Here is a 17,568-nt window from a genome sequence, read left to right on the forward strand (position 1 = left end):
GAGCCCACTCAGCCGAGCAAGCTCGGGATCCAGGTGGACAGGCCCGGGAACAGGGCCAGCAGTACGATCACGACGATGAAGGACAGATAGAAGGGCAGCGAGGCCACGATGGCGCGCTCGTAGGGTATGCGCGCTATCTGCGCCGCTGCCATCAATGTCATCCCCACCGGCGGCGTGATGTTGGCGATGTTCAGGGTCACGATCATGAAGATCGCGAAGTGCAGCGGATCGAACCCCAACGTGATCATGGCCGGGACCAGCAGCGGGGCCACCACCACCAGAGCCGGGAGGACATCGATGGCGGTGCCGATCAGCAGTAGGAACACCGCGACCAGCATGAGCTGCAGAAAGGAATTGTCGGTCACCGTGACGATGATCTGCGCGGCCTCGTGGGCGATGCCGGAGCGGGTGACGAACCAGCCCAGCACTGCAGAAGCCGCAAGCAGCAGGAAAACCACGCCCGAGAAACGCACCGTCACTATCAGCGCGTCCCAGACCTTGCGCCAGGTCAGATTGCGATAGACCAGGAAGCCGATCACCAGGGTGTAGACCGCGGCAAAACCGGAGGCTTCGGTGATCGTCGTCATGCCGGACAGAATGCCGCCAAGAATGATCACCGGGACAAAGAGCGCCGGCAGAGCCGCCAGGAAGGAAAGCGCGGCAACCCGCAAGGAGATGGCCGGCTGTTTAGGATAGCCGCGGCGCCAGGAGAGATAAAAGCTGATCACCAGCAGCGCTGCCGCCATGACCAGCCCCGGCAGGATGCCGCCGGCGAAGAGATCGATCACCGACACATCGCGCAACAGCGTGGCATAGACCACCATCACCACGCTCGGCGGGATGATCGGACCGATGACCGAAGAGCAGGCCGTCACCGCCGCGGCGTACTCGGCGTCGTAGCCCTGCTCCTTCATGGAGGGGATCAGGACCTTGCCCAGAGCCACCGTATCCGTGATCGCCGCTCCCGTCAGACCGGCAAAAAACACCGACACCGTCACGTTGACGTGGCTGAGCGCTCCCCTGATTCGACCGAACAGCGCGTTGTTGAAGGTGATGAGCTTCTGGGTCAGCCCGCCCTGATTCATCAACTCAGCCGTGAAGATGAAATAGGGGATGGCGATCAGCATATAGGAGGACACGCCGGCAAACATGCGGTCGGCGATGATGCTCATCATCCGTTCGCCGCCGATGGAATAGCTTCCTGCCACGCCGGACAAAGCCATGATCACCGCGATAGGTGTGCCGATCAGCAGCAAACCAACAAATACAAGTATCGCCAGACCCATCACGTCACCTGCTTGGAAGGTTTTTCACCGATGGCCTCGCTGACTGCCTCCTGCGCCGAGGTGTCGTGCCCGAGCAGGGCGAAACCATGGGACAGGTGCAGAAGAATGATTGCACCGCTGAGCGGAACGGCAATGGCTGTGTAGTACTGCGGGATGCGGATCAGGTCGGAAACCATGTAGGTCTGGCGCGCGCCCGTGAAGAAGGGCCAGCCGTACCAGATCAGCATGAAGCCAAAGAGCGCAATGGCGACAAGGCAGAGCACCTGGGTGAACCTGATCAGCGGGCGCGGCAAAAACTGCGCCAGCAGCGTCATGGCAACGTGTTCACCGTACCTCAACGCGATCGTGCCCGAGATCAGGCCGATCCACGGCAGCAAAACCCGCGCCAACGAATAGGTCCAGGTCAAGGCCCGGCCGGTTATCATGATATGCAGGAAACCCACGAAGGAGATGCAGAGCATCCCGAGCACGCAGGCAATACACAACCAAATGGCCAGCGTGTTGACGATATCGCTGACACGCCGGACTGCGGCTAGAAGCGGCATCTGACTAGGTCCAGGCTAGGCCTCTAGGAAACGAACGAAGAGGTAAGAAACAACCGACGGAACGACGGCGGACGGCGTCGATCGCCGCCCGCCAGTTGTCCGGCACCTACTGGCCGTAGGTCTCGAAGTCCGCTTCGTTCAGCTCCTGACCGACGCGATCAACCTCGGCCCAGAGATCATCGACCAAGGCTTCATCCATGCCGAAGTCGTTGACGATCCAATCCTTCCAGGCCGGGCGCGCCATTTCCGCCATGCGTTGACGCTCGTCCGCCGGCATGATGTAGCAGTCGTCGAACTTCTCGCAGGATTCCTGCCAGGCCGCCGTTGCCAGGGCACCCGAGGCACCATGCGCCAGCTGGATCGCCTCACGCGCCGACTGCACGATGATGCGTTGATAGTCGTCCGGCAGCGTCTGGAACCAGGTCTCGCTCACCATCCAGGACTGGCTGTTGTACACATGGCCGGTCATGGTCGTGTAGTCGGTGACCTCGTAGAGGTTGAAGGAGGTGTTGACCACCGGCGCGTTGAACTGTCCGTCGGCCAGACCGGTTTCCAGAGCGGTGACCACCTCGCCCCAGGGCAGCGGCGTTGCCGAGGCGCCCAGGGCACGCATGGTCGCGACGTGCGAGGGATTCTCCTCGACGCGGATGTTCATGCCCTCGAGATCCTCCACCGTCTCGATCATTTTGCCGCGGGTGGTGAAGGCCACGAAGCCGCCGCCGTCATCGAAAGTGCCGAGGTAGCGCATGTCCGCTTCCTCGATCGTGCCCCGCATGAAATCGGCGAACCATTCGCTGTCGAAGAAGGTCCAGGCCTGGCGCCAGTTTTCAAAGAGGAACGGCGTCGTCACCACCTGGTACTTCTCATAGAAGGACGACATCGCACCGGAGGACATCACGGTCGACTGCAGCGCCGCGCCGCCCGCCTGTACCTGGCTGCCGGTTTCGACTTCGGAGCCCAGCTGGGAGTTTCCGAACAGCGTTACGGCAATATCGCCGTCGGTGCGGGATTCCACCAGGCTCTTGAAGTGAACCAGGCCCGGCCAGATCTCGTTATTGGTGAGGCTCTCCGGCACGAGGGTGGAGATCGTCATTTCATAATCCTGCGCCGCGGCTCCGGTGGCTGTCACCAGCATTGCCGAGGCGGCGAGAACGGGCGTCAAACGCCCCATTGTACGGATCTTCATAAAGCACTCCCTTCTGTCGTTCGGCTTTGACCAACCGGCTTATGACCTCTAGCTGGCATGTATTATCGTTTTGCGTGTTGGCTCGACCAATCCTAGCCGACAAGCAGAATAGGGGCAAACTCGAAAGGGTGAATGTGCTGCCGATGAAAGCGGATGAAGCAAGCGGCTGACCCAAACGTCCTTCACGTCCGCATAGCGCCATATAACCAAATCGGCCGCCGGAATTGGCCCTTGGGTATTACTGTATAGCGCTCTACTCTAGGGACCATTCCCAGAGCCAGCCGGCACAGCTGTCAGGTGTCGGCACGCCTCTAACCATTTTGGCGCCGCACACATGGAGCCCGCCGCCTGCCGCCTGCCAACTTCCCGCCAGGCAGGACCCAGGCAGGACCCAGGCAGGACAAGGAGACACGCAAGATGCCACTCGGTTTGTCGTTGCCCGCATTCACTGGTGCCCTGCTGCTCGCCGGCCTGGCAATCGCCCCCGCCACTGCCCAGGACCCCGGGATCAACCACATCGCGGTGCTGACGCCGGAGCAGCCCAACGATTTCGGCTGGAATCAACAGGCCGCCAAGGCCGCGCGGGCGGTGGGCGAAGCCCTCTCTATCGACGTGACCCTGGCCAGCGGACTGGGCTATGGCGACGTGCGCCCCACCTTGCGCGAACTGGCCGCCGAAGGCGCCGACCTGCTGATCGCCCACGCCAGCGGCTACAACACGACGGCGCCGGAGATCGCGGAGGAGACAGGCGTGCCGGTCGCCATTGTCGACCGCCCCGACCTCATGCAGCCGGGTCTGGTGGCCGACTATACGTTGAGCGGGCATGAAGGCGCCTATCTGGCCGGCGTCCTGGCCACGCAAATGTCGCGCAGCGGCACCCTGGGCATAGTGGTTTCGGGCGAACCGCCGTCCTGGAACAGCCAATCGGCCGCCTTTGCCCAGGGCGCCCGCGCCAGCGATCCGGACATCGAGCTGCGCTATTCCGTGATCGGTCCGGCCGCCTATGCCGACGCCGCCGGCGCGCGCCGCGTCACCGATGCGGTGATCGCCGCCGGCGCCGACGTCATCTTCGGCCAGGGCAACGGCTCGACCTTCGGCATCCTGCAGGCGGTGGAAACCAACGACGCTCCGGATGGGGGCAAGATCTGGTTCATCGACGTGATCGGTGACAAGAGCAGCATCGACGGCGGACACCTGCTCTCCTCGGTGGTCTGGAACCTGGAGCCGGTCTATCGGGCCATGATCGAGGACCTCGGCAAGGGCACTTTCGGCACCCGCGGCTACAGCATCCGCCTGGAAGACGAGTCGCTCTACCTCCTGCAGAGCGAACACATTCCCGCAGAGGTCTGGGAGACGGTGATGGAGGTGCGTAAGCAGATCGTCGCCGGCGAGATCACGGTCGAGCCCGAGTTCGAGGCCGAGGCCGTACGCGCCCTGATGACCGCCGTTTCGGACTGAGAGCGCGGCCGCACAGATCGCGATAAACGGGCCGGACATCCACCTTGAGCGCGCAACACCAGGGCAAGGCACCGCCGCTTATCCGGCTTGAGCAGGTCACGAAGCGCTATCCCGGCGTCCTGGCCAACGACACCATCACGCTCGATCTTCACGCCGGCGAGATCCATGCCCTGCTGGGGGAGAACGGCGCCGGCAAGTCGACGCTGATCGCTCTGCTGGCCGGCATGCAGCAACCGGACGCAGGCCAAATCTTGCTCGACGGTCAGGCCGTGCGCTTTTCCTCGCCGCGCGCGGCCCTGCAGGCGGGCATCGGCACAGTCTATCAGCACAGCGCCCTGGTCCCGAGCCTCACGGTCCTGGAGAACCTGATGCTCGGGCGACGCTGGTGGCAGGGCCGCAGGCAGATCGCCACCCGCCGGCGTTTCACGGCGCTCTGCGACGAGTTGGGCGTGCGGCTGCCGGCTGACGCGCTGCTGTCGAGCCTGTCCCTGGGCGAGCGCCAGATGGTCGAGATCGTGAAGGCGCTCTGGGAAGGCCGGCGTCTCCTGATCCTCGACGAAGCCAGCGCCATGCTCACGCCTGCTGCAGTGGGAGACCTGCAACACAGCCTCACCCACCTGGCTGCGAAGGGCATGGCCATTCTCTTCGTCACTCACAAGCTACCCGAAGCACTGGCTTTCGGAGACCGCGTTTCCATCCTGCGCGCCGGCCGCCTTGTGGCCAGCCGCTCAGCCGCAGACCTGCATCGTCGCGGGCCTGAGCAGGCACAAACCGAGATCATCTCTCTCATGTTCGATGCGCCGGGTACCGCCAGGGCAGCGCCGGCACCCCCACCGTCCTTCCAGGGAAAGGCCCCCGTGCTGCGGGTTCAGGGATTGAGGGTGGCATGCGGTGATCAGGAGCCGCAGCTGGACGGCTTGGATCTCAGCCTTTCGGCCGGGGAAATCCTCGGCGTGGCCGGGATCGACGGCAACGGCCAGCGCCAACTCGCGGAAGCCCTGGCAGGGCAGAGGGCGACCCTGGCCGGGCGGATCGAACTGGGCGGCGAAGCCATCGAGGCCAAGAGCGTGCCCCAGCGCATGAGGCGCGGCCTGCGCTACCTGACCGATGACCGGCTGGGCGAAGGCACCCTGCCCGCCTTTCCCATCAGCCTCAACCTTCTGCTCAAGCGCGTCGGCGATGCGCCCTTCTGGCGCCACGGTGTCGAGCAACCGCGCGAGATCGAGGCCTATGCGCAGCACACCATCACCGCACACAGCATCCGGGCACCGGGCCCGAACACGCCCCTGGGCTCGCTTTCGGGCGGCAACGTGCAGAAGCTTCTGCTGGCCCGCGAGCTGGAAGGGCAGCCGCGCGTGGTGATCTACAACAAGCCGACCTACGGGCTCGACTTCCAGACCCAACAGCTCGCGCATGCTGCCATCCGCCGCCAGGCCGCAAGCGGCGTGGCCGCACTTTTGATCTCGCCCGACCTCGACGAGCTCCTGGCGCTCAGCCACCGGGTCGCCGTCATGGCAGGCGGCCGCATGGTGGGGATCATCGACAATGGCCCCGACGCGCGCCAAGCCGTCGGACGTTTGATGGTGGCCGGATGATGGTGGGCAGAACATAGTGATCGACATCCCGCAGATCGTGAGGCGCCTGCTCCAGGCGCTGCTGCCCCTTCTCCTCGCCCTGGCCTGTGGCGCGCTGCTGCTCCTGCTGCTGGACCGTGACCCGGTGAGCTTCTACGCCACGATTGTCGAGCGCGGCCTGTTCAGCCGCCTGGGCCTGCAGGAGAGCTTGACCCGCAGCGCACCGCTGTTGCTGCTGGCCGCCGGCCTGATCGTCGCCTTCCGGGCCGGACTGTGGAACCTGGGTGTGGACGGCCAGTTCCTGCTGGCGGCGGTGATCACCGCCGCCCTTGCCCCCGGGCTGGCTGCCACGCTGCCGCCCTGGTTGGCCCTGCCCCTTGCCATGCTCGCGGCCTTTGTCGTGGCGGCACTCTGGGCGGCGCTGCCGGCCTTCCTGAAAGCGCGCTACGGCGTCAACGAGATCATCACCACGCTGATGATGACCTTCCTTGGGATCAGCCTGGCCAATCTTCTGATCAAGCTGCCCTTCAACGACCCTGCTACCACTTCGCCACAGACCCTGACGCTCGCCTCCGCCGACCGCCTGCCGCGACTCCTGGGCAGCACCGTGCATTTGGGGCTGGTGATCGCGCTGCTGGCGCTGCTGCTGGTGCACTGGGTCATGACTCGTACGGCCCTGGGCCTGCGGTTACGCATCCTCGGCGCCAATCCGCTGACCGCACGCCATGTCGGCCTGCCCGTGACCGGCCTGACCTTCCTCGCCTTTGGTCTGAGCGCCGGCTTGGCTGGGTTGGCCGGTGCGGTCGAGATACTCGGGGTCTGGGGCACGGTGCGCGCGGACTGGAATCCCGCCTATGGATTGCTGGTGATCCCGCTGGTCTTCCTGGCCCGCTTTCACGGCGTGGCGGTCATTTTCTTCGTCTTCGTCTTCGCCGTGCTCTCCATCGGCGGCGAAACGGCGGCACGGCGCGCCGACCTGCCCAACTACTTTCTGCTGGTGCTCGTCGCCCTGATCCTGGTCTTCCTGGCGCTCACCGAGTGGCTGTCGGCGCGGCCGCTGATGCGAAAGCGCGGGTGAGGCCGACATGGAGAGCCTGCTCACCACCCCCTTCCTCACCGCCCTGCTGGCCGGCAGCCTGGCCGCCGGACTGCCGCTGCTGCTCGCCGGCCTGGGGGAGCAGATGTCGGAGAAGGCGGGTGTGCTCAACATCGGCCTCGAGGGCATGATGCTGCTGGGCGCCTACTGCGGCTTCCTCGGCGCCTGGTCCAGCGGCTCGCTTTGGCTTGGATTTCTCTCCGGCATGCTGGGCGGAATGGCGCTGGCACTGCCCATGGTGCTGCTGTGCGTCTGGCTCGGCCTCAACCAGATCGTCGTCGGCATTGCGCTCACCCTTAGCGCGGAGGGACTGACCGCGCTGCTGCATCATGTGCAGTTCAGTCAGAGCTATCCGCGCCTGCCCCGGGTCGACACGCTCCCGCTCCCGCTGCTGTCCGAAATACCCGTGCTGGGGCCGGCACTGTTCGACCGTCATCCGCTGGTCTATCTGGCAATCCTTGCCGTGCCGCTGCTCGCGTGGCTCTACCGCCGCAGCCTGCTCGGCCTGAACCTGCAGGCGGCCGGGGATCGGCCGGCAGCCCTGGACGCCGCCGGCGTCTCCGTGCGCGCCACCCGCAGCCTGGCCGTGCTTTTCACCGGTGCCATGGCCGGACTGGGCGGGGCCTATCTCGCCACGGTCGGCGCCGGGCTGTTCGTGCCCTTCATGACCAGCGGTGCCGGCTTCATCGCCATCGTCCTGGCCATGCTGGCCCGCGGGCGGCCGCTCTGGATCCTGCTGGGTGCGCTGCTCTTCGGGCTATGCCTCTCGCTCACGACGGCGCTGCAGGTGGCGGGCCTGCGGGTGCCTACGGACTTGGTGCAGATGCTGCCCTTCGCCGCGGTGATGCTGCTGCTCCTGTTCTTCGGACGGCGGGCAGCACTGCCGGCCACCCTCGCCCGCGCCTATCGCCGCGGAGAGCGATAGCCGCCGGCTTCAGCCGTCCAGAGCACGCAGCACCTCGTCGGTGGTGGTCACAGCCGAGACGTTCTGCAGCGCGTAGTCGATGGCGGCCCGGTGCCAGTCGGCGTTCATGGTCGAGCAGCTGTCTTCCGGCAGAATCATGATATAGCCCTTGTCGGCGCCAGTGCGCGCCGTGTGCTCGATGGACATGTTGGTCCAGGCGCCGGTGTCGATCAGGATGTCGCGCCCTTCGGCCTTGAGGATCGTCTCCAGGTTCGTGCCCTCCCAGGCACTCATGCGCATCTTGGAGACGATATGGTCCCCTGGATGCGGCTCCAGCCCCGGAACCGGCTGCGCGCCCCAGGTGCCCTTGCGCAGGGCGTTGGCCGCCATCGCGCCCTCGAAGAGCGGCGCATTCTGGGTCAGACCGCGGCCGTCATTATCGATCTCGAACCAGACGTGGATCACCGGTATGCCCAGCGCCCGACAGCGCTCGGCCAGGCGGGCGATGTTGGCGATGGTGTTCTGCTCGCGGCAGTGCTGCGGCGAGCCGGATTCCGCAAAGGCACCACCCTCCATCACCACGTCGTTCTGCATGTCCTGGATGATCAAGGCACAGCGCTCGGCCTCCAGGCGGAAGGCTCCGTCATCGCTGGACGCGCTCGAAGCATGGCTTGAAGCAGCAGCCCCTCCCCCACCCGCGCCGGCGGCCATGAAGGGCTCCCTGCGCGGTCCGACCCGGGTCTCCACGGCGTAGACCGAAGTGGATGCAGTCATGAAGAGCGTGCGCCAGTCGCGCCCGCCCCAATGAATGTTCGCCACCATCTCGGGCACGGCCAGCTTGCCGATCAGCTGTCCGGAGGGGTTGTAGACCCAGACGCCGCCGGGCGCCGTGACCCAGACGTTGCCCTCGGCATCGCATTTCATGCCGTCAGGCACACCGGCTTTCAGGCTGTCCTTGATGCCCGAGGCAAAGATGCGCCCCGAACCCAGGCTGCCGTCGGGGCGCACCTCATAGACGCGGATGTTCGCCTGCTCGGTGTCGTTGATGTAGAGCAGGCTTTCGTCCGGCGAGAAGCAAAGGCCGTTGGGCTGGGAAAAGGTGTAGCGCTCGACCGCCAGTTCAGGCTCGCCGCCCTGCTGGCCCGGATGGATGCGGAACACGCCCTGCCAACCGAGCTCGCGCGGGCGCTCGACGCCGAAGCCAGGCATGCGCCCATACCAGGGATCGGAGAAATAGATCGAGCCGTCGGAGTGAACGCAAAGATCGTTGGGGCTGTTCAGCTCCTTGCCTTCGAAGTGTGAGGCCAGCACCTCGCGTTGGCCGCCGGGCCCGAAGCGCACGACGCTGGAGGTGCTGTGCTCGCAGACCAGGAGGTTCAGGGCGGCATCGTAGGTCATGCCGTTGCCCTTGTTGGACGGGCGCATGACCTCACTGACCCCCGACGCCTCATCCCAGCGCCGCCGCACGTCCGCCGGCATGTCGGAAAAGAGCAGATACTGCTCCACCGGGTGCCAGATCGGCCCCTCGGTGAAGGTGAAACCAGAGCCGACCTGGCGCACTGGCACCTGCTCGTCGATCAGATTGCGGAACTCCGGCCGCAGTGCCTCATGTGCCATGCTCGCCTCCCTCTTCTTTGATGCCCGGATCCCACCCGTCCTGCCGGGATCCGGTGACCCTCCCTGTTACAGCCGGTAGACCCGGGCTGCCGTGTCGTGAAAGATCGCCTTCTGTTGGGCGGTGCTGAGGTCCGATGCTGCGCGGCGAAAAGCCTCGACCAGCGCGCCGTAATCGGTCCAGAGCTTCTCGATGGGGAAGTTCGAGCCGAAAAGGCAGCGGTCGGCACCAAACAGCGCGACGGTGTCGTGCAGAATGCGCTCCACGTGCACCGGGTCATTGCGGTGAATGAAGGTGCCCAGGCCGGAAAGCTTGGAGACGACATTGTCCCGCTGCGCCAGCTTTTTCATCTGTGCCTTCCAGGTGGCGCGCCCCTCGTCCGAGAGGTCTTCCAGCATGCCCGCATGCTGAAGAATGAAGGTCACCTTCGGGCAGGCATCCACCAACTCGCAGGCAGCGTCCACCTGGCCGGCAAAAACCTGCAAGTCGAAGGCCCAGTTGTAGTTGGCCAGCAGGGCAATGTTCCGCTTCACATTGCCGTCCCGGCACATGTCCGCGTGGGCGGCGAAACGATAGAGTGGGTTCTCGTGCCAGTGATACTGCTGACGGATGCCGCGCATCAGCGGGTAGCGCGCCAGCCGCTCCAGCATCGGCCGGGCGTCGGCCACCGTCATGTCGCAAAAGCCGACGATGGCATGCGGCCAGCCGGCACGCTCGGCCGTGGCCTGGACCCAGGCCACCTCGTCCTCCTCGCCGCCGGGCGGCCAGTTGGTCTGGACATAGACCGACTGGGTCACGCCGGTGCCGCTGACATCCTCTACAAACTCCTCGATCGGATAGTCGCGCTTGATCGCATCGTAGGGGCCGAAGATGCGCGGCTGGGTGGGACCCTGCAGCCAGGTCAGATCGGACTGGCGCCAGATATGATGGTGGGCATCGATGATCTTCATGCCGCTCTCCTTTGGAAGCCGAGCACCTCCTCACAGACATGCGCCGTGCTGGAGCCGTCGCCCAGGCGGTCGATATAGGGCAGAACGTCGCGCAAAGCGGCGGTCTCGGGACTGTAATCGGGGCCGCTCGCCAGCGGATTGAGCCAGAGCACGGCCCAGGCCAGGCGCGAGAGGCGTTCCATGCCATCGATCAGGGCTGCGGGATCACCGCGCTCGAGGCCATCGGACAGCACCACGACCAGCGCCCCCCGCGCAAAGCCGGCAAAGCGCGGCACGGCCAGGAAGGCCTGCAGCGCATCGCCCAGACGGGTGCCGCCGTCCCAGTCCGCCACGAGATTGCCGGCAAACGCCAGTGCCTGATCGCTGTTGCGCCGCCGCAGAGCCCGCGTGATGCGGGTCAGGCGCGTGCCCAATGTGAAGACCTCGAGGCGTTCGGTGGCCCGCGCGAGGCTGTGAGCGAAGCGCAGCGAGCTGTCGGTCCTCTCCTTCATCGAGCCCGAGACATCGATCAGCACCAGCACGCGCCGCCGCCGCTGCCGCCGGGCGAGTGCCGGGAGCTGCAGCAGTTCTCCGTCGCGGCGCACCGCATCGCGCAGGCTGCGGCGCATGTCCAGGCGCCGTCCGCCCTTTGCCGGTCCCAGCCTCCGGGAGCGCCGGTGCGGCAGCGCCCGGGGTGCCCGGCGACGGAAACGACGCAAGGTCTCCGGCTCAGACAATTCGGGAAACTGCCGCGCGAAGAGACGCTCGGCGCCTGTGGGCGTACCGCCCGACTCTTCCGCCTCCTCCGGCTCGGGTGGCTCGAGGCCGCCGTCGCGATCATCGAAGGCTTCAACCTCCTCTTCGTCTTCCTCTGCCGCAGCGGGGGTGACCGCCCCCTGCCCCAGGAACAGCAGTCGAAAGAGGGCATCAAACTCCGGGCGCCGTTCGATGGGTGGCGCCAGCGTCGCCACCGCGGCGCGATGGATGTCCTCCATGGAGCGCGGGCCCAGGAGGCCCACGGCGGCAACGAAGCTCTGAGTCTGCTCCGGCGCCACGGGAAAGCCGTTGGTCCGCAGCAGCGTGGCGAACTCCACGAAGGGCAGGATCGGACGCGGCAGTTCCTCCCGGCTCATGCCGCCGTGCCCTCCAGAATCTGATCCAGGCGCGGCTCAATGAAGGCGAGATCATCCTGATCCTTCAAGACAACACCGATCGCGCGCTTGAAGGCCGTCGGCCAGGGCGCGCCCTGCTCGTGCAGCAGCGTTGCCGCCTCGGCCCACTCCACCGTCTCGGCCACGCCCGGCGCCTTGGCCAGGGGCTCCCGCCGCAGGGCGCCCACGGCCGCCACCACACGCCAGGCGGTGTCATGCGCTACCTGGCTGGCGCGCATCATCACGATCTCCGCCTCGCGCTCCGGCGCCGGGTAGTCGATCCAGTGGTAGACGCAACGCCGCCGCAGCGCCTCGTGCAGCTCGCGCGTGCGGTTGGAGGTCAGCACGACGACCGGATGCTCCTGCGCGCGAATGGTGCCACGCTCGGGGATCGAGATGGAGAAGTCCGACAGGAACTCCAGCAGGAAGGCTTCGAACTCGTGATCGGCCCGGTCGATTTCGTCGATCAGCAGAACGGTATCGGCCGGATGCTGCAGCGCCTCCAGCATGGGCCGGGCAATCAGGAAGTCGTCGGCGTAGATGTTGACGTACTCGTCGCCGGCCTGGCGGATCGCCAGCATTTGGCGCGGGTAGTTCCACTCGTAGAGGGCATGGGCGGAATCGATGCCTTCGTAGCACTGCAGCCGCACCATCTGCCGTCCCAGCACCGAAGCGATGGCCTTCGCGCCTTCGGTCTTGCCGACGCCAGGCGCGCCCTCCAGCAGCAGCGGCTTGCCCAGCGCCAGCGCCAAATAGGCGGATGTCGCCAGCTCGTCGTCAGCGAGATACTGCGCATCGCGCAGCACCCCGGCCAGACGGTCAGGGCTGTCGATCCCGACGATGGAGCGCCGGATAGCCATGACGCTCAGCGCCGCCCTTGCGGCTGTGCGCCGCCGTTGGCCCGGATGCCGCGCAGCACCTTCTCCGGCGTCACCGGCAGGTCATCGATGCGCACGCCCACGGCATTGAAGACGGCATTGACGACCGCCGGCAGCACGGGATTGGCGCACATTTCGCCCGGCCCCTTTCCGCCGTAGGGCCCATCGGGGGCCGGCCGCTCCAGGATGGCGATGTTGTGCTTGGCGATGTCACCAGGCCCCGGCATGAGATAGCCGTTGAAATCGATCGGGCCGTGATCGCGGTCGGGATAGTAGGGCTCTGTGGTCTCCCAGGCTGCATGGCTCATGCCCATCCAGGCGCCACCAACCAGCTGCTGCTCCACCAGGCGCGGGTTGAGGGCACGGCCCAGTTCGTAGGCGCTGTTCATCTCCAGCACCGAGACCTCACCCGTTTCGTCGTCCACCTCGACGTCGACAATCATCGCCGCGTGGGCGAAGCAGGACACCGGGGTCTGCTCGCCGGTTTCGGGGTCGACCTCGGACAGGGGGATCAGGAAGATGCCGCGGCCCGAGACGGTGCGCCCCTGCTTGAACTGGGCGGCACCGCAGGCCTCTGCGGTCGAGATGGAGCGTGAGGGCGCGCCCTTGACGTGAATGTTGCCCTTGCCGTCGGTCACGAGGTCGGCCGGGTCCACCTCCAGTTCCTCGGCTGCAGCCTCCAGCATGACCGCGCGCGCCTCTTTCGACGCTTCGATCACGGCGTTGCCGACCCGGTGCGTGCCGCGCGATGCGAAGGAGCCCATGCAGTGCGGCCCGGTGTCGGAATCGGCCGTGTCCACAAAGACGTCCTCCACCGGCACACCCAGGGTCTCGGCGGCAATCTGCCGGGTGACCGACTTCATGCCCTGCCCCAGGTCGATGGAGGAGAGCGCCACCATGAACTTGCCGCCGGGGTTTGAATGCACCAGCGCCTGTGAGGGGTCGCCGCCCAGGTTCATGCCGATGGGATAGTTGATGGCGGCAAAACCGCGACCGCGATGCAGTGCCATCTCAACGCCTCCTGAGGCCAGAGATCGAGGAAAAGCGAGTGACCCGCCGCTGCTCCGCCGGGCGCTCCTGTTGCGACACGGCAGCCGGGCGTGGTGGCGAGCTGGCCGCCGGCTGCGGCGTGGGCCGCGGCGGTGCGTCGATGCTCGGGGACGCAGCCCCGGGAGAGACCGCGATACTGTCGCGCTGTGCACCCGGAGTGGTGCCCGGTCCCGGCCCGGTCGGCCCTGAGGGCGGGGAACCGCCGGGGCGCTTCTTCTGGGCGTAGCTCCCGGCGGTGTAGCCTTCGACCCGGCCATGCTCGTCGGTCACGGTGTGCGGGATCTCCGCACGCGTGCCACCGCCATCGCGCAGGGAGGAGGCCTGGCGCGCGGCCGGACTGAGCGACCAGCCGGCCTTCTCCGCCGCAACATGGCAGCATTCAATCAGTGCCGTGTTCTTCGCCAAGCGGCGATGCGCCTTCATGTCGCCGTCGCGATAGGAATTGATGATCCGAAACTCGATTGGGTCGATGCCCAACTCATGGGCGATCTTGTCCATGTGGCTTTCGATGGCGAAGTCGACGCCAGTGATGCCGAAACCGCGCATGGCCGTTGCCGGGGTGCGGTTGGTGAAGACGCAATAGACGTCGGCATAGACGTTGGGAATGGTGTAGGGGCCCGGCAGATGCCCGACACCCTTGATGATGGCGTAGCTCGACAGGCGGGTGTAGGCGCCGCTATCGAAGTAGCCGATGAACTTGCGGGCGACGATCCGCCCGTCGTTCATCACCCCGTCCTTGAGGTACCAGCGCTCGGCGCCGCGCGGCGCGCCCACCTGCATCTCCTCGGCCCGGTCGAAGGTGTACTTGCAAGGCCGACCGGTGAGCATAGTGCCCAGCACCGCCATGGGCTCGTGCAGGGAATCCACCTTGCCGCCGAAACCGCCGCCCACGGTGCCGCCAATGAAATGCAGCCGGTTGGACGGCACCTTCAGGAGCTTGGAGGTGGTGTCCAAGGAGAAGAAGAGCGCCTGGGTCGAGGTGTAGACCACGTAGCGGTCATTGGTCTCAGGTGCCGCGATGGCGCCGCAGGTCTCGGTTGGCGCCTGCTCGATGGGCGACATCTGATAACGCCCCTCGATCACCCGGTCGGCGCGGGCAAAGGCGGACTCCACATCGCCGAAGCGCAGCTTCTGATGGTCGTACTTGCCGTGATAGACGAAGCGGTTGCCGGGGTACACCTCGTTGACCACCGGAGCGCCGGGCTTGATGGCATCCTCTACGTCGAGCACCGCGGGAAGCTCTTCCCAGTCGACCCGGACCTTGGCCACGGCATCACGCGCCTGCCGTTCGCTTTCGGCGATCACCGCCGCGACAGGCTCGCCCTTATAGGACACCTTCTTGTCGGAGATCAGCGGCTCGTCATCGAGCCCAAAGTCGAGCAGTGAAAGCAGAGTGTTGAGGTTGTGCGGGACATCCTTGCCCAGGACGATGCGCACCACACCGGGCATGCGTTCGGCCTCGGAGATGTCGACGCGACGAACCCGGGCATGATGGTGCGGACTGCGTACGCAGCGAATGTGCAGCAACCCGTCAAACAGATGGTCGTCGAAATAGGGCGAGCGGCCGGTGACATGCCCCAGAGCGTCCTGGCGCTGGGTGGGCTTGCCGATCTCGTTGAGATCGTCGTCGCGCTCGTCCGCGAAGTATTCTTTGCGAAACTCGATCACGGCTGTCTCCTCACCCGAACTGCCTGGAACCGCGGGATTTCGCGGCCTCAAGGATGGCATCGATGATCGGCTCATAGCCGGTGCAGCGACAAATGTTCCCGGAAATGGCTTCGACCACGTCCTCCCGGGAGGGATTGGAATTGCGGTCCAGCAGCGCCTTGGCCGCCAGCAGCATGCCCGGAGTGCAGTAGCCACACTGTGCGGCAAAGTTGTCCATGAAGGCTTTCTGCAACGGGTGCAGGTCCGCCCCCTGGGCCAGGCCCGCCGTGGTGGTGATCTGACGCCCCTCCACCGTCTCCGCCAGCGTGAGGCAGGACAGATGCGGCTCTCCGTCGATCAACACCGTGCAGGTGCCGCACGCACCCTGCCCACAGCCGTACTTCGGAGTCAGGTCTCCAACACCACGGCGCAGGACGTCGAGCAGGTTCTGCCCATCCTCGACAAAAACGGCCTTCTCGCTGCCGTTCAGGTGAAACTGCAAGGGCTTGCGCGCCATGATCTACCTCCGCTCCCCGGCCAGAAGCCGCTTGAGATGCACTGCCGCCACTTCCCGCCGGTACCAGGCAGAGGCCAGTCCGTCGGTGCGCGGCTCGATGCCGTCGCAGGCCACGGCAGCCGCCTGTTCGATGGCGGCTGCATCGAGATACTGCCCGTCCAGGGCCCGCTCCACCGCTGTCGCTCGCAGCGGGCGTGGTCCCATGGAGCCGTAGGCCACACGGGCCCCGCGGATCCGCCCCGCCGATTGTGGCAGGTAGGCCGCGATGCTCATCAGGGCGATCCCTTTGGGCTTGATCCGGCTCACCTTCGCGAAGCGGAAGGCACCCGGGTCGCGTGGGCGCGGCACGCTCACCGCGCGCACGATGGAGCCCACGTAACGCTCGCGGTCGCGCAGGAACTCGTCAATCTCGATGCCGCGTCCACCCTGCCCGACCAGATCGAGGCGCGCGCCGAGCGCCAGCAGCGCAGCCGTAAAATCGCCGTAGGGCGAACTGGCGAAGAGATTGCCGCCGACCGTCGCCATGTTGCGCACCGCCGGACCGCCGACAACCCGGGCCACCGGTGCCAGGAAGCTCAGGTCTCGATGCGCCACAACCTCAGCCATGGTCACGCCGGCGCCGATGGTCACCCCATCGCCATCGCTACGGATCTGCCGACTGGCAGGATCGACGGCGCGGACCAGGGTATCGAAGGACTGGTCTCCGTCATTCACGGCCCGCATCAGCAGCGTGCCGCCGCCCAGGAAGCGGGCGCCGCGCGCAGCGCCCAAGGCGCGCGCCGCACCATCCAGGCTGTCGAAGCTCTCCACTTTCACCGGCATCACGCCTCTCCTTCGCCTCGGGGCGCAAGCCCCATGTAAGCCCGCACGGCCCGGAAACCGCCTTCGTAGATCTGCTCGCCCACCTGCTTCTCCAACTCGGCTTCCCGGCCCGGCGGGGTGTCAAAGCGCGATTCCCAATGCCAGAAGGTCAGGTCCCCATCGGTCACCGGAATCAGCCGCACATGCGCCACATAGTTCAGCAGCGGAATCGGCGTATCCAGCAGGCAGTAGCTGAAGGCCATGTCGACATCGGACAGCATGAGCAACTGTTCGCGCAGTTCCGAACCGTCGGCCAGGTGGAAGCGCCGCACGCAGCCGATCTTGTCGGACGACAAGCCCCGCTCGATGTGGCTATCGGCCACCGCCGGGTGCCACTGATCATGCCCGTTGAAATCGCGCAGCACCTCCCAGACCGCCTCCACCGGCGCTTCCAAGATGGTGCTTTTCACGATCTTGACCATGATCTGCGCCTTACCGCCCGAAGTGCCGCTTCAGGGCGTCGAAACCTGCCTGGAAGACATTGGTGCCCACGCCATTCACCAGGTCGTCGGCCACCTCATCGTCGCATTCGAACTCGGCCGTCCACTCCGCGAAGGTGCGGTCGCCGTCCGTGATCGGGGTCAGCCGCATGGTGGCGATGTAGTCCGTCAGCGGCATGGGGCTTTCCAGGATCGAGTAGGTGAAGAACATGTCGTAGTCCGACAGGCCCAACAGCTTCTCGCGGATGCGATCCCCGTTCTGCAGGTTGAAGTCCCGCACACAACCGATCTTGTCCGAGGGCTCGCCGTTCTCGATCCGGCTTTCCCGGATCCGCGGATGCCAGCGTGGCATGCCGTTGAAGTCGCGCACCCGCTCCCAGACCTTGGCGGCAGGGGCATCAATCACGCTGGAGATGAAAACTCTCGGCATT

At 65.9% G+C, this 17,568-nt stretch carries 17 protein-coding genes; 4 read left to right on the plus strand and 13 right to left on the minus strand.

Annotated features, from left to right (window positions below):
* Window positions 1-8 precede the first annotated feature (8 nt).
* The 3 genes from ABZ720_RS13870 to dctP all read right to left on the minus strand — a co-directional run bounded on the left by ABZ720_RS13870 (window position 9) and on the right by dctP (window position 3,017).
* Window positions 9-1,286 carry a TRAP transporter large permease gene (locus ABZ720_RS13870; protein ID WP_366556123.1) on the minus strand — a complete coding sequence of 426 codons (1,278 nt, stop codon included), beginning with the start codon at window positions 1,284-1,286 and terminating at the stop codon, window positions 9-11.
* On the minus strand, window positions 1,286-1,831 hold the full coding sequence (locus ABZ720_RS13875; RefSeq protein WP_366556124.1) for a TRAP transporter small permease: 546 nt from the start codon (window positions 1,829-1,831) through the stop codon (window positions 1,286-1,288). Before ABZ720_RS13875 ends, ABZ720_RS13870 begins: the two co-directional genes overlap by 1 nt.
* 106 nt (window positions 1,832-1,937) lie before the next feature.
* Window positions 1,938-3,017, minus strand: a complete 1,080-nt coding sequence (dctP, locus tag ABZ720_RS13880) for a TRAP transporter substrate-binding protein DctP (protein ID WP_366556125.1) — start codon at window positions 3,015-3,017, stop codon at window positions 1,938-1,940.
* Window positions 3,018-3,434: 417 nt separating this feature from the next.
* Between dctP and ABZ720_RS13885 the strand changes: the two genes are divergently transcribed.
* From ABZ720_RS13885 to ABZ720_RS13900, 4 genes are read left to right on the plus strand one after another with little or no spacing between them, the layout of a single operon-like run.
* Complete coding sequence (locus ABZ720_RS13885; RefSeq protein ID WP_366556126.1) at window positions 3,435-4,475, plus strand: putative B6 ABC transporter substrate-binding protein; 1,041 nt, start codon at window positions 3,435-3,437, stop codon at window positions 4,473-4,475.
* Window positions 4,476-4,519: 44 nt separating this feature from the next.
* Window positions 4,520-6,070 carry a putative B6 ABC transporter ATP-binding protein gene (locus tag ABZ720_RS13890; RefSeq protein ID WP_366556127.1) on the plus strand — a complete coding sequence of 517 codons (1,551 nt, stop codon included), beginning with the start codon at window positions 4,520-4,522 and terminating at the stop codon, window positions 6,068-6,070.
* 16 nt (window positions 6,071-6,086) lie between these two features.
* Window positions 6,087-7,127, plus strand: a complete 1,041-nt coding sequence (locus tag ABZ720_RS13895) for a putative B6 ABC transporter permease subunit 2 (protein ID WP_366556128.1) — start codon at window positions 6,087-6,089, stop codon at window positions 7,125-7,127.
* A gap of 7 nt (window positions 7,128-7,134) precedes the next feature.
* Window positions 7,135-8,070: a putative B6 ABC transporter permease subunit 1 gene (locus ABZ720_RS13900; protein WP_366556129.1), complete on the plus strand. Its 936-nt coding sequence runs from the start codon at window positions 7,135-7,137 to the stop codon at window positions 8,068-8,070.
* A 9-nt stretch (window positions 8,071-8,079) separates the two neighbouring features.
* On the opposite strand, the gene ABZ720_RS13905 is transcribed toward ABZ720_RS13900, so the two are convergent.
* The 10 genes from ABZ720_RS13905 to ABZ720_RS13950 form a co-directional block, all read right to left on the minus strand.
* Entirely contained in the window at window positions 8,080-9,666 is a 1,587-nt protein-coding gene (locus ABZ720_RS13905) for an isochorismatase family protein (protein ID WP_366556130.1), read from the minus strand.
* Between the two features lie 66 nt (window positions 9,667-9,732).
* A complete protein-coding gene (locus ABZ720_RS13910; protein ID WP_366556131.1) occupies window positions 9,733-10,614 on the minus strand; it encodes an amidohydrolase family protein in 882 nt (293 codons plus the stop codon).
* Window positions 10,611-11,726, minus strand: a complete 1,116-nt coding sequence (locus tag ABZ720_RS13915; protein WP_366556132.1) for a vWA domain-containing protein — start codon at window positions 11,724-11,726, stop codon at window positions 10,611-10,613. The genes ABZ720_RS13910 and ABZ720_RS13915 overlap by 4 nt, the downstream gene beginning before the upstream one ends.
* Window positions 11,723-12,604 (minus strand): AAA family ATPase, encoded by an 882-nt coding sequence (locus ABZ720_RS13920; protein WP_366556133.1) that lies wholly within the window; start codon window positions 12,602-12,604, stop codon window positions 11,723-11,725. Before ABZ720_RS13920 ends, ABZ720_RS13915 begins: the two co-directional genes overlap by 4 nt.
* 5 nt (window positions 12,605-12,609) lie before the next feature.
* Entirely contained in the window at window positions 12,610-13,632 is a 1,023-nt protein-coding gene (locus ABZ720_RS13925) for a xanthine dehydrogenase family protein molybdopterin-binding subunit (RefSeq protein WP_366556134.1), read from the minus strand.
* A gap of 1 nt (window position 13,633) precedes the next feature.
* Window positions 13,634-15,340 carry a xanthine dehydrogenase family protein molybdopterin-binding subunit gene (locus ABZ720_RS13930; RefSeq protein WP_366556135.1) on the minus strand — a complete coding sequence of 569 codons (1,707 nt, stop codon included), beginning with the start codon at window positions 15,338-15,340 and terminating at the stop codon, window positions 13,634-13,636.
* A 10-nt stretch (window positions 15,341-15,350) separates the two neighbouring features.
* Entirely contained in the window at window positions 15,351-15,836 is a 486-nt protein-coding gene (locus ABZ720_RS13935) for a (2Fe-2S)-binding protein (RefSeq protein WP_366556136.1), read from the minus strand.
* A 3-nt stretch (window positions 15,837-15,839) separates the two neighbouring features.
* Window positions 15,840-16,658 carry an FAD binding domain-containing protein gene (locus tag ABZ720_RS13940; protein ID WP_366556137.1) on the minus strand — a complete coding sequence of 273 codons (819 nt, stop codon included), beginning with the start codon at window positions 16,656-16,658 and terminating at the stop codon, window positions 15,840-15,842.
* On the minus strand, window positions 16,658-17,119 hold the full coding sequence (locus ABZ720_RS13945; RefSeq protein ID WP_366556138.1) for an SRPBCC family protein: 462 nt from the start codon (window positions 17,117-17,119) through the stop codon (window positions 16,658-16,660). The genes ABZ720_RS13940 and ABZ720_RS13945 overlap by 1 nt, the downstream gene beginning before the upstream one ends.
* Window positions 17,120-17,129: 10 nt before the next feature.
* On the minus strand, window positions 17,130-17,567 hold the full coding sequence (locus ABZ720_RS13950) for an SRPBCC family protein (protein WP_366556139.1): 438 nt from the start codon (window positions 17,565-17,567) through the stop codon (window positions 17,130-17,132).
* Between the last annotated feature and the right edge of the window lies 1 nt (window position 17,568).

The organism is Aquibaculum sediminis (assembly GCF_040712085.1).
In the GTDB taxonomy this organism is placed as follows: Bacteria; Pseudomonadota; Alphaproteobacteria; order Kiloniellales; family DSM-21159; genus Aquibaculum; species Aquibaculum sediminis.

Bases quoted from the DNA above. Each gene is read 5' to 3' on its own strand.
- ABZ720_RS13870 (WP_366556123.1), bottom strand. From the start codon at position 1,286: ATGGGTCTGGCGATACTTGTATTTGTTGGTTTGCTGCTGATCGGCACA.
- ABZ720_RS13875 (WP_366556124.1), bottom strand. From the start codon at position 1,831: ATGCCGCTTCTAGCCGCAGTCCGGCGTGTCAGCGATATCGTCAACACG.
- dctP (WP_366556125.1), bottom strand. From the start codon at position 3,017: ATGAAGATCCGTACAATGGGGCGTTTGACGCCCGTTCTCGCCGCCTCG.
- ABZ720_RS13885 (WP_366556126.1), top strand. From the start codon at position 3,435: ATGCCACTCGGTTTGTCGTTGCCCGCATTCACTGGTGCCCTGCTGCTC.
- ABZ720_RS13900 (WP_366556129.1), top strand. From the start codon at position 7,135: ATGGAGAGCCTGCTCACCACCCCCTTCCTCACCGCCCTGCTGGCCGGC.
- ABZ720_RS13905 (WP_366556130.1), bottom strand. From the start codon at position 9,666: ATGGCACATGAGGCACTGCGGCCGGAGTTCCGCAATCTGATCGACGAG.
- ABZ720_RS13910 (WP_366556131.1), bottom strand. From the start codon at position 10,614: ATGAAGATCATCGATGCCCACCATCATATCTGGCGCCAGTCCGATCTG.
- ABZ720_RS13915 (WP_366556132.1), bottom strand. From the start codon at position 11,726: ATGAGCCGGGAGGAACTGCCGCGTCCGATCCTGCCCTTCGTGGAGTTC.
- ABZ720_RS13920 (WP_366556133.1), bottom strand. From the start codon at position 12,604: ATGGCTATCCGGCGCTCCATCGTCGGGATCGACAGCCCTGACCGTCTG.
- ABZ720_RS13925 (WP_366556134.1), bottom strand. From the start codon at position 13,632: ATGGCACTGCATCGCGGTCGCGGTTTTGCCGCCATCAACTATCCCATC.
- ABZ720_RS13935 (WP_366556136.1), bottom strand. From the start codon at position 15,836: ATGGCGCGCAAGCCCTTGCAGTTTCACCTGAACGGCAGCGAGAAGGCC.
- ABZ720_RS13940 (WP_366556137.1), bottom strand. From the start codon at position 16,658: ATGCCGGTGAAAGTGGAGAGCTTCGACAGCCTGGATGGTGCGGCGCGC.
- ABZ720_RS13945 (WP_366556138.1), bottom strand. From the start codon at position 17,119: ATGGTCAAGATCGTGAAAAGCACCATCTTGGAAGCGCCGGTGGAGGCG.
- ABZ720_RS13950 (WP_366556139.1), bottom strand. From the start codon at position 17,567: ATGCCGAGAGTTTTCATCTCCAGCGTGATTGATGCCCCTGCCGCCAAG.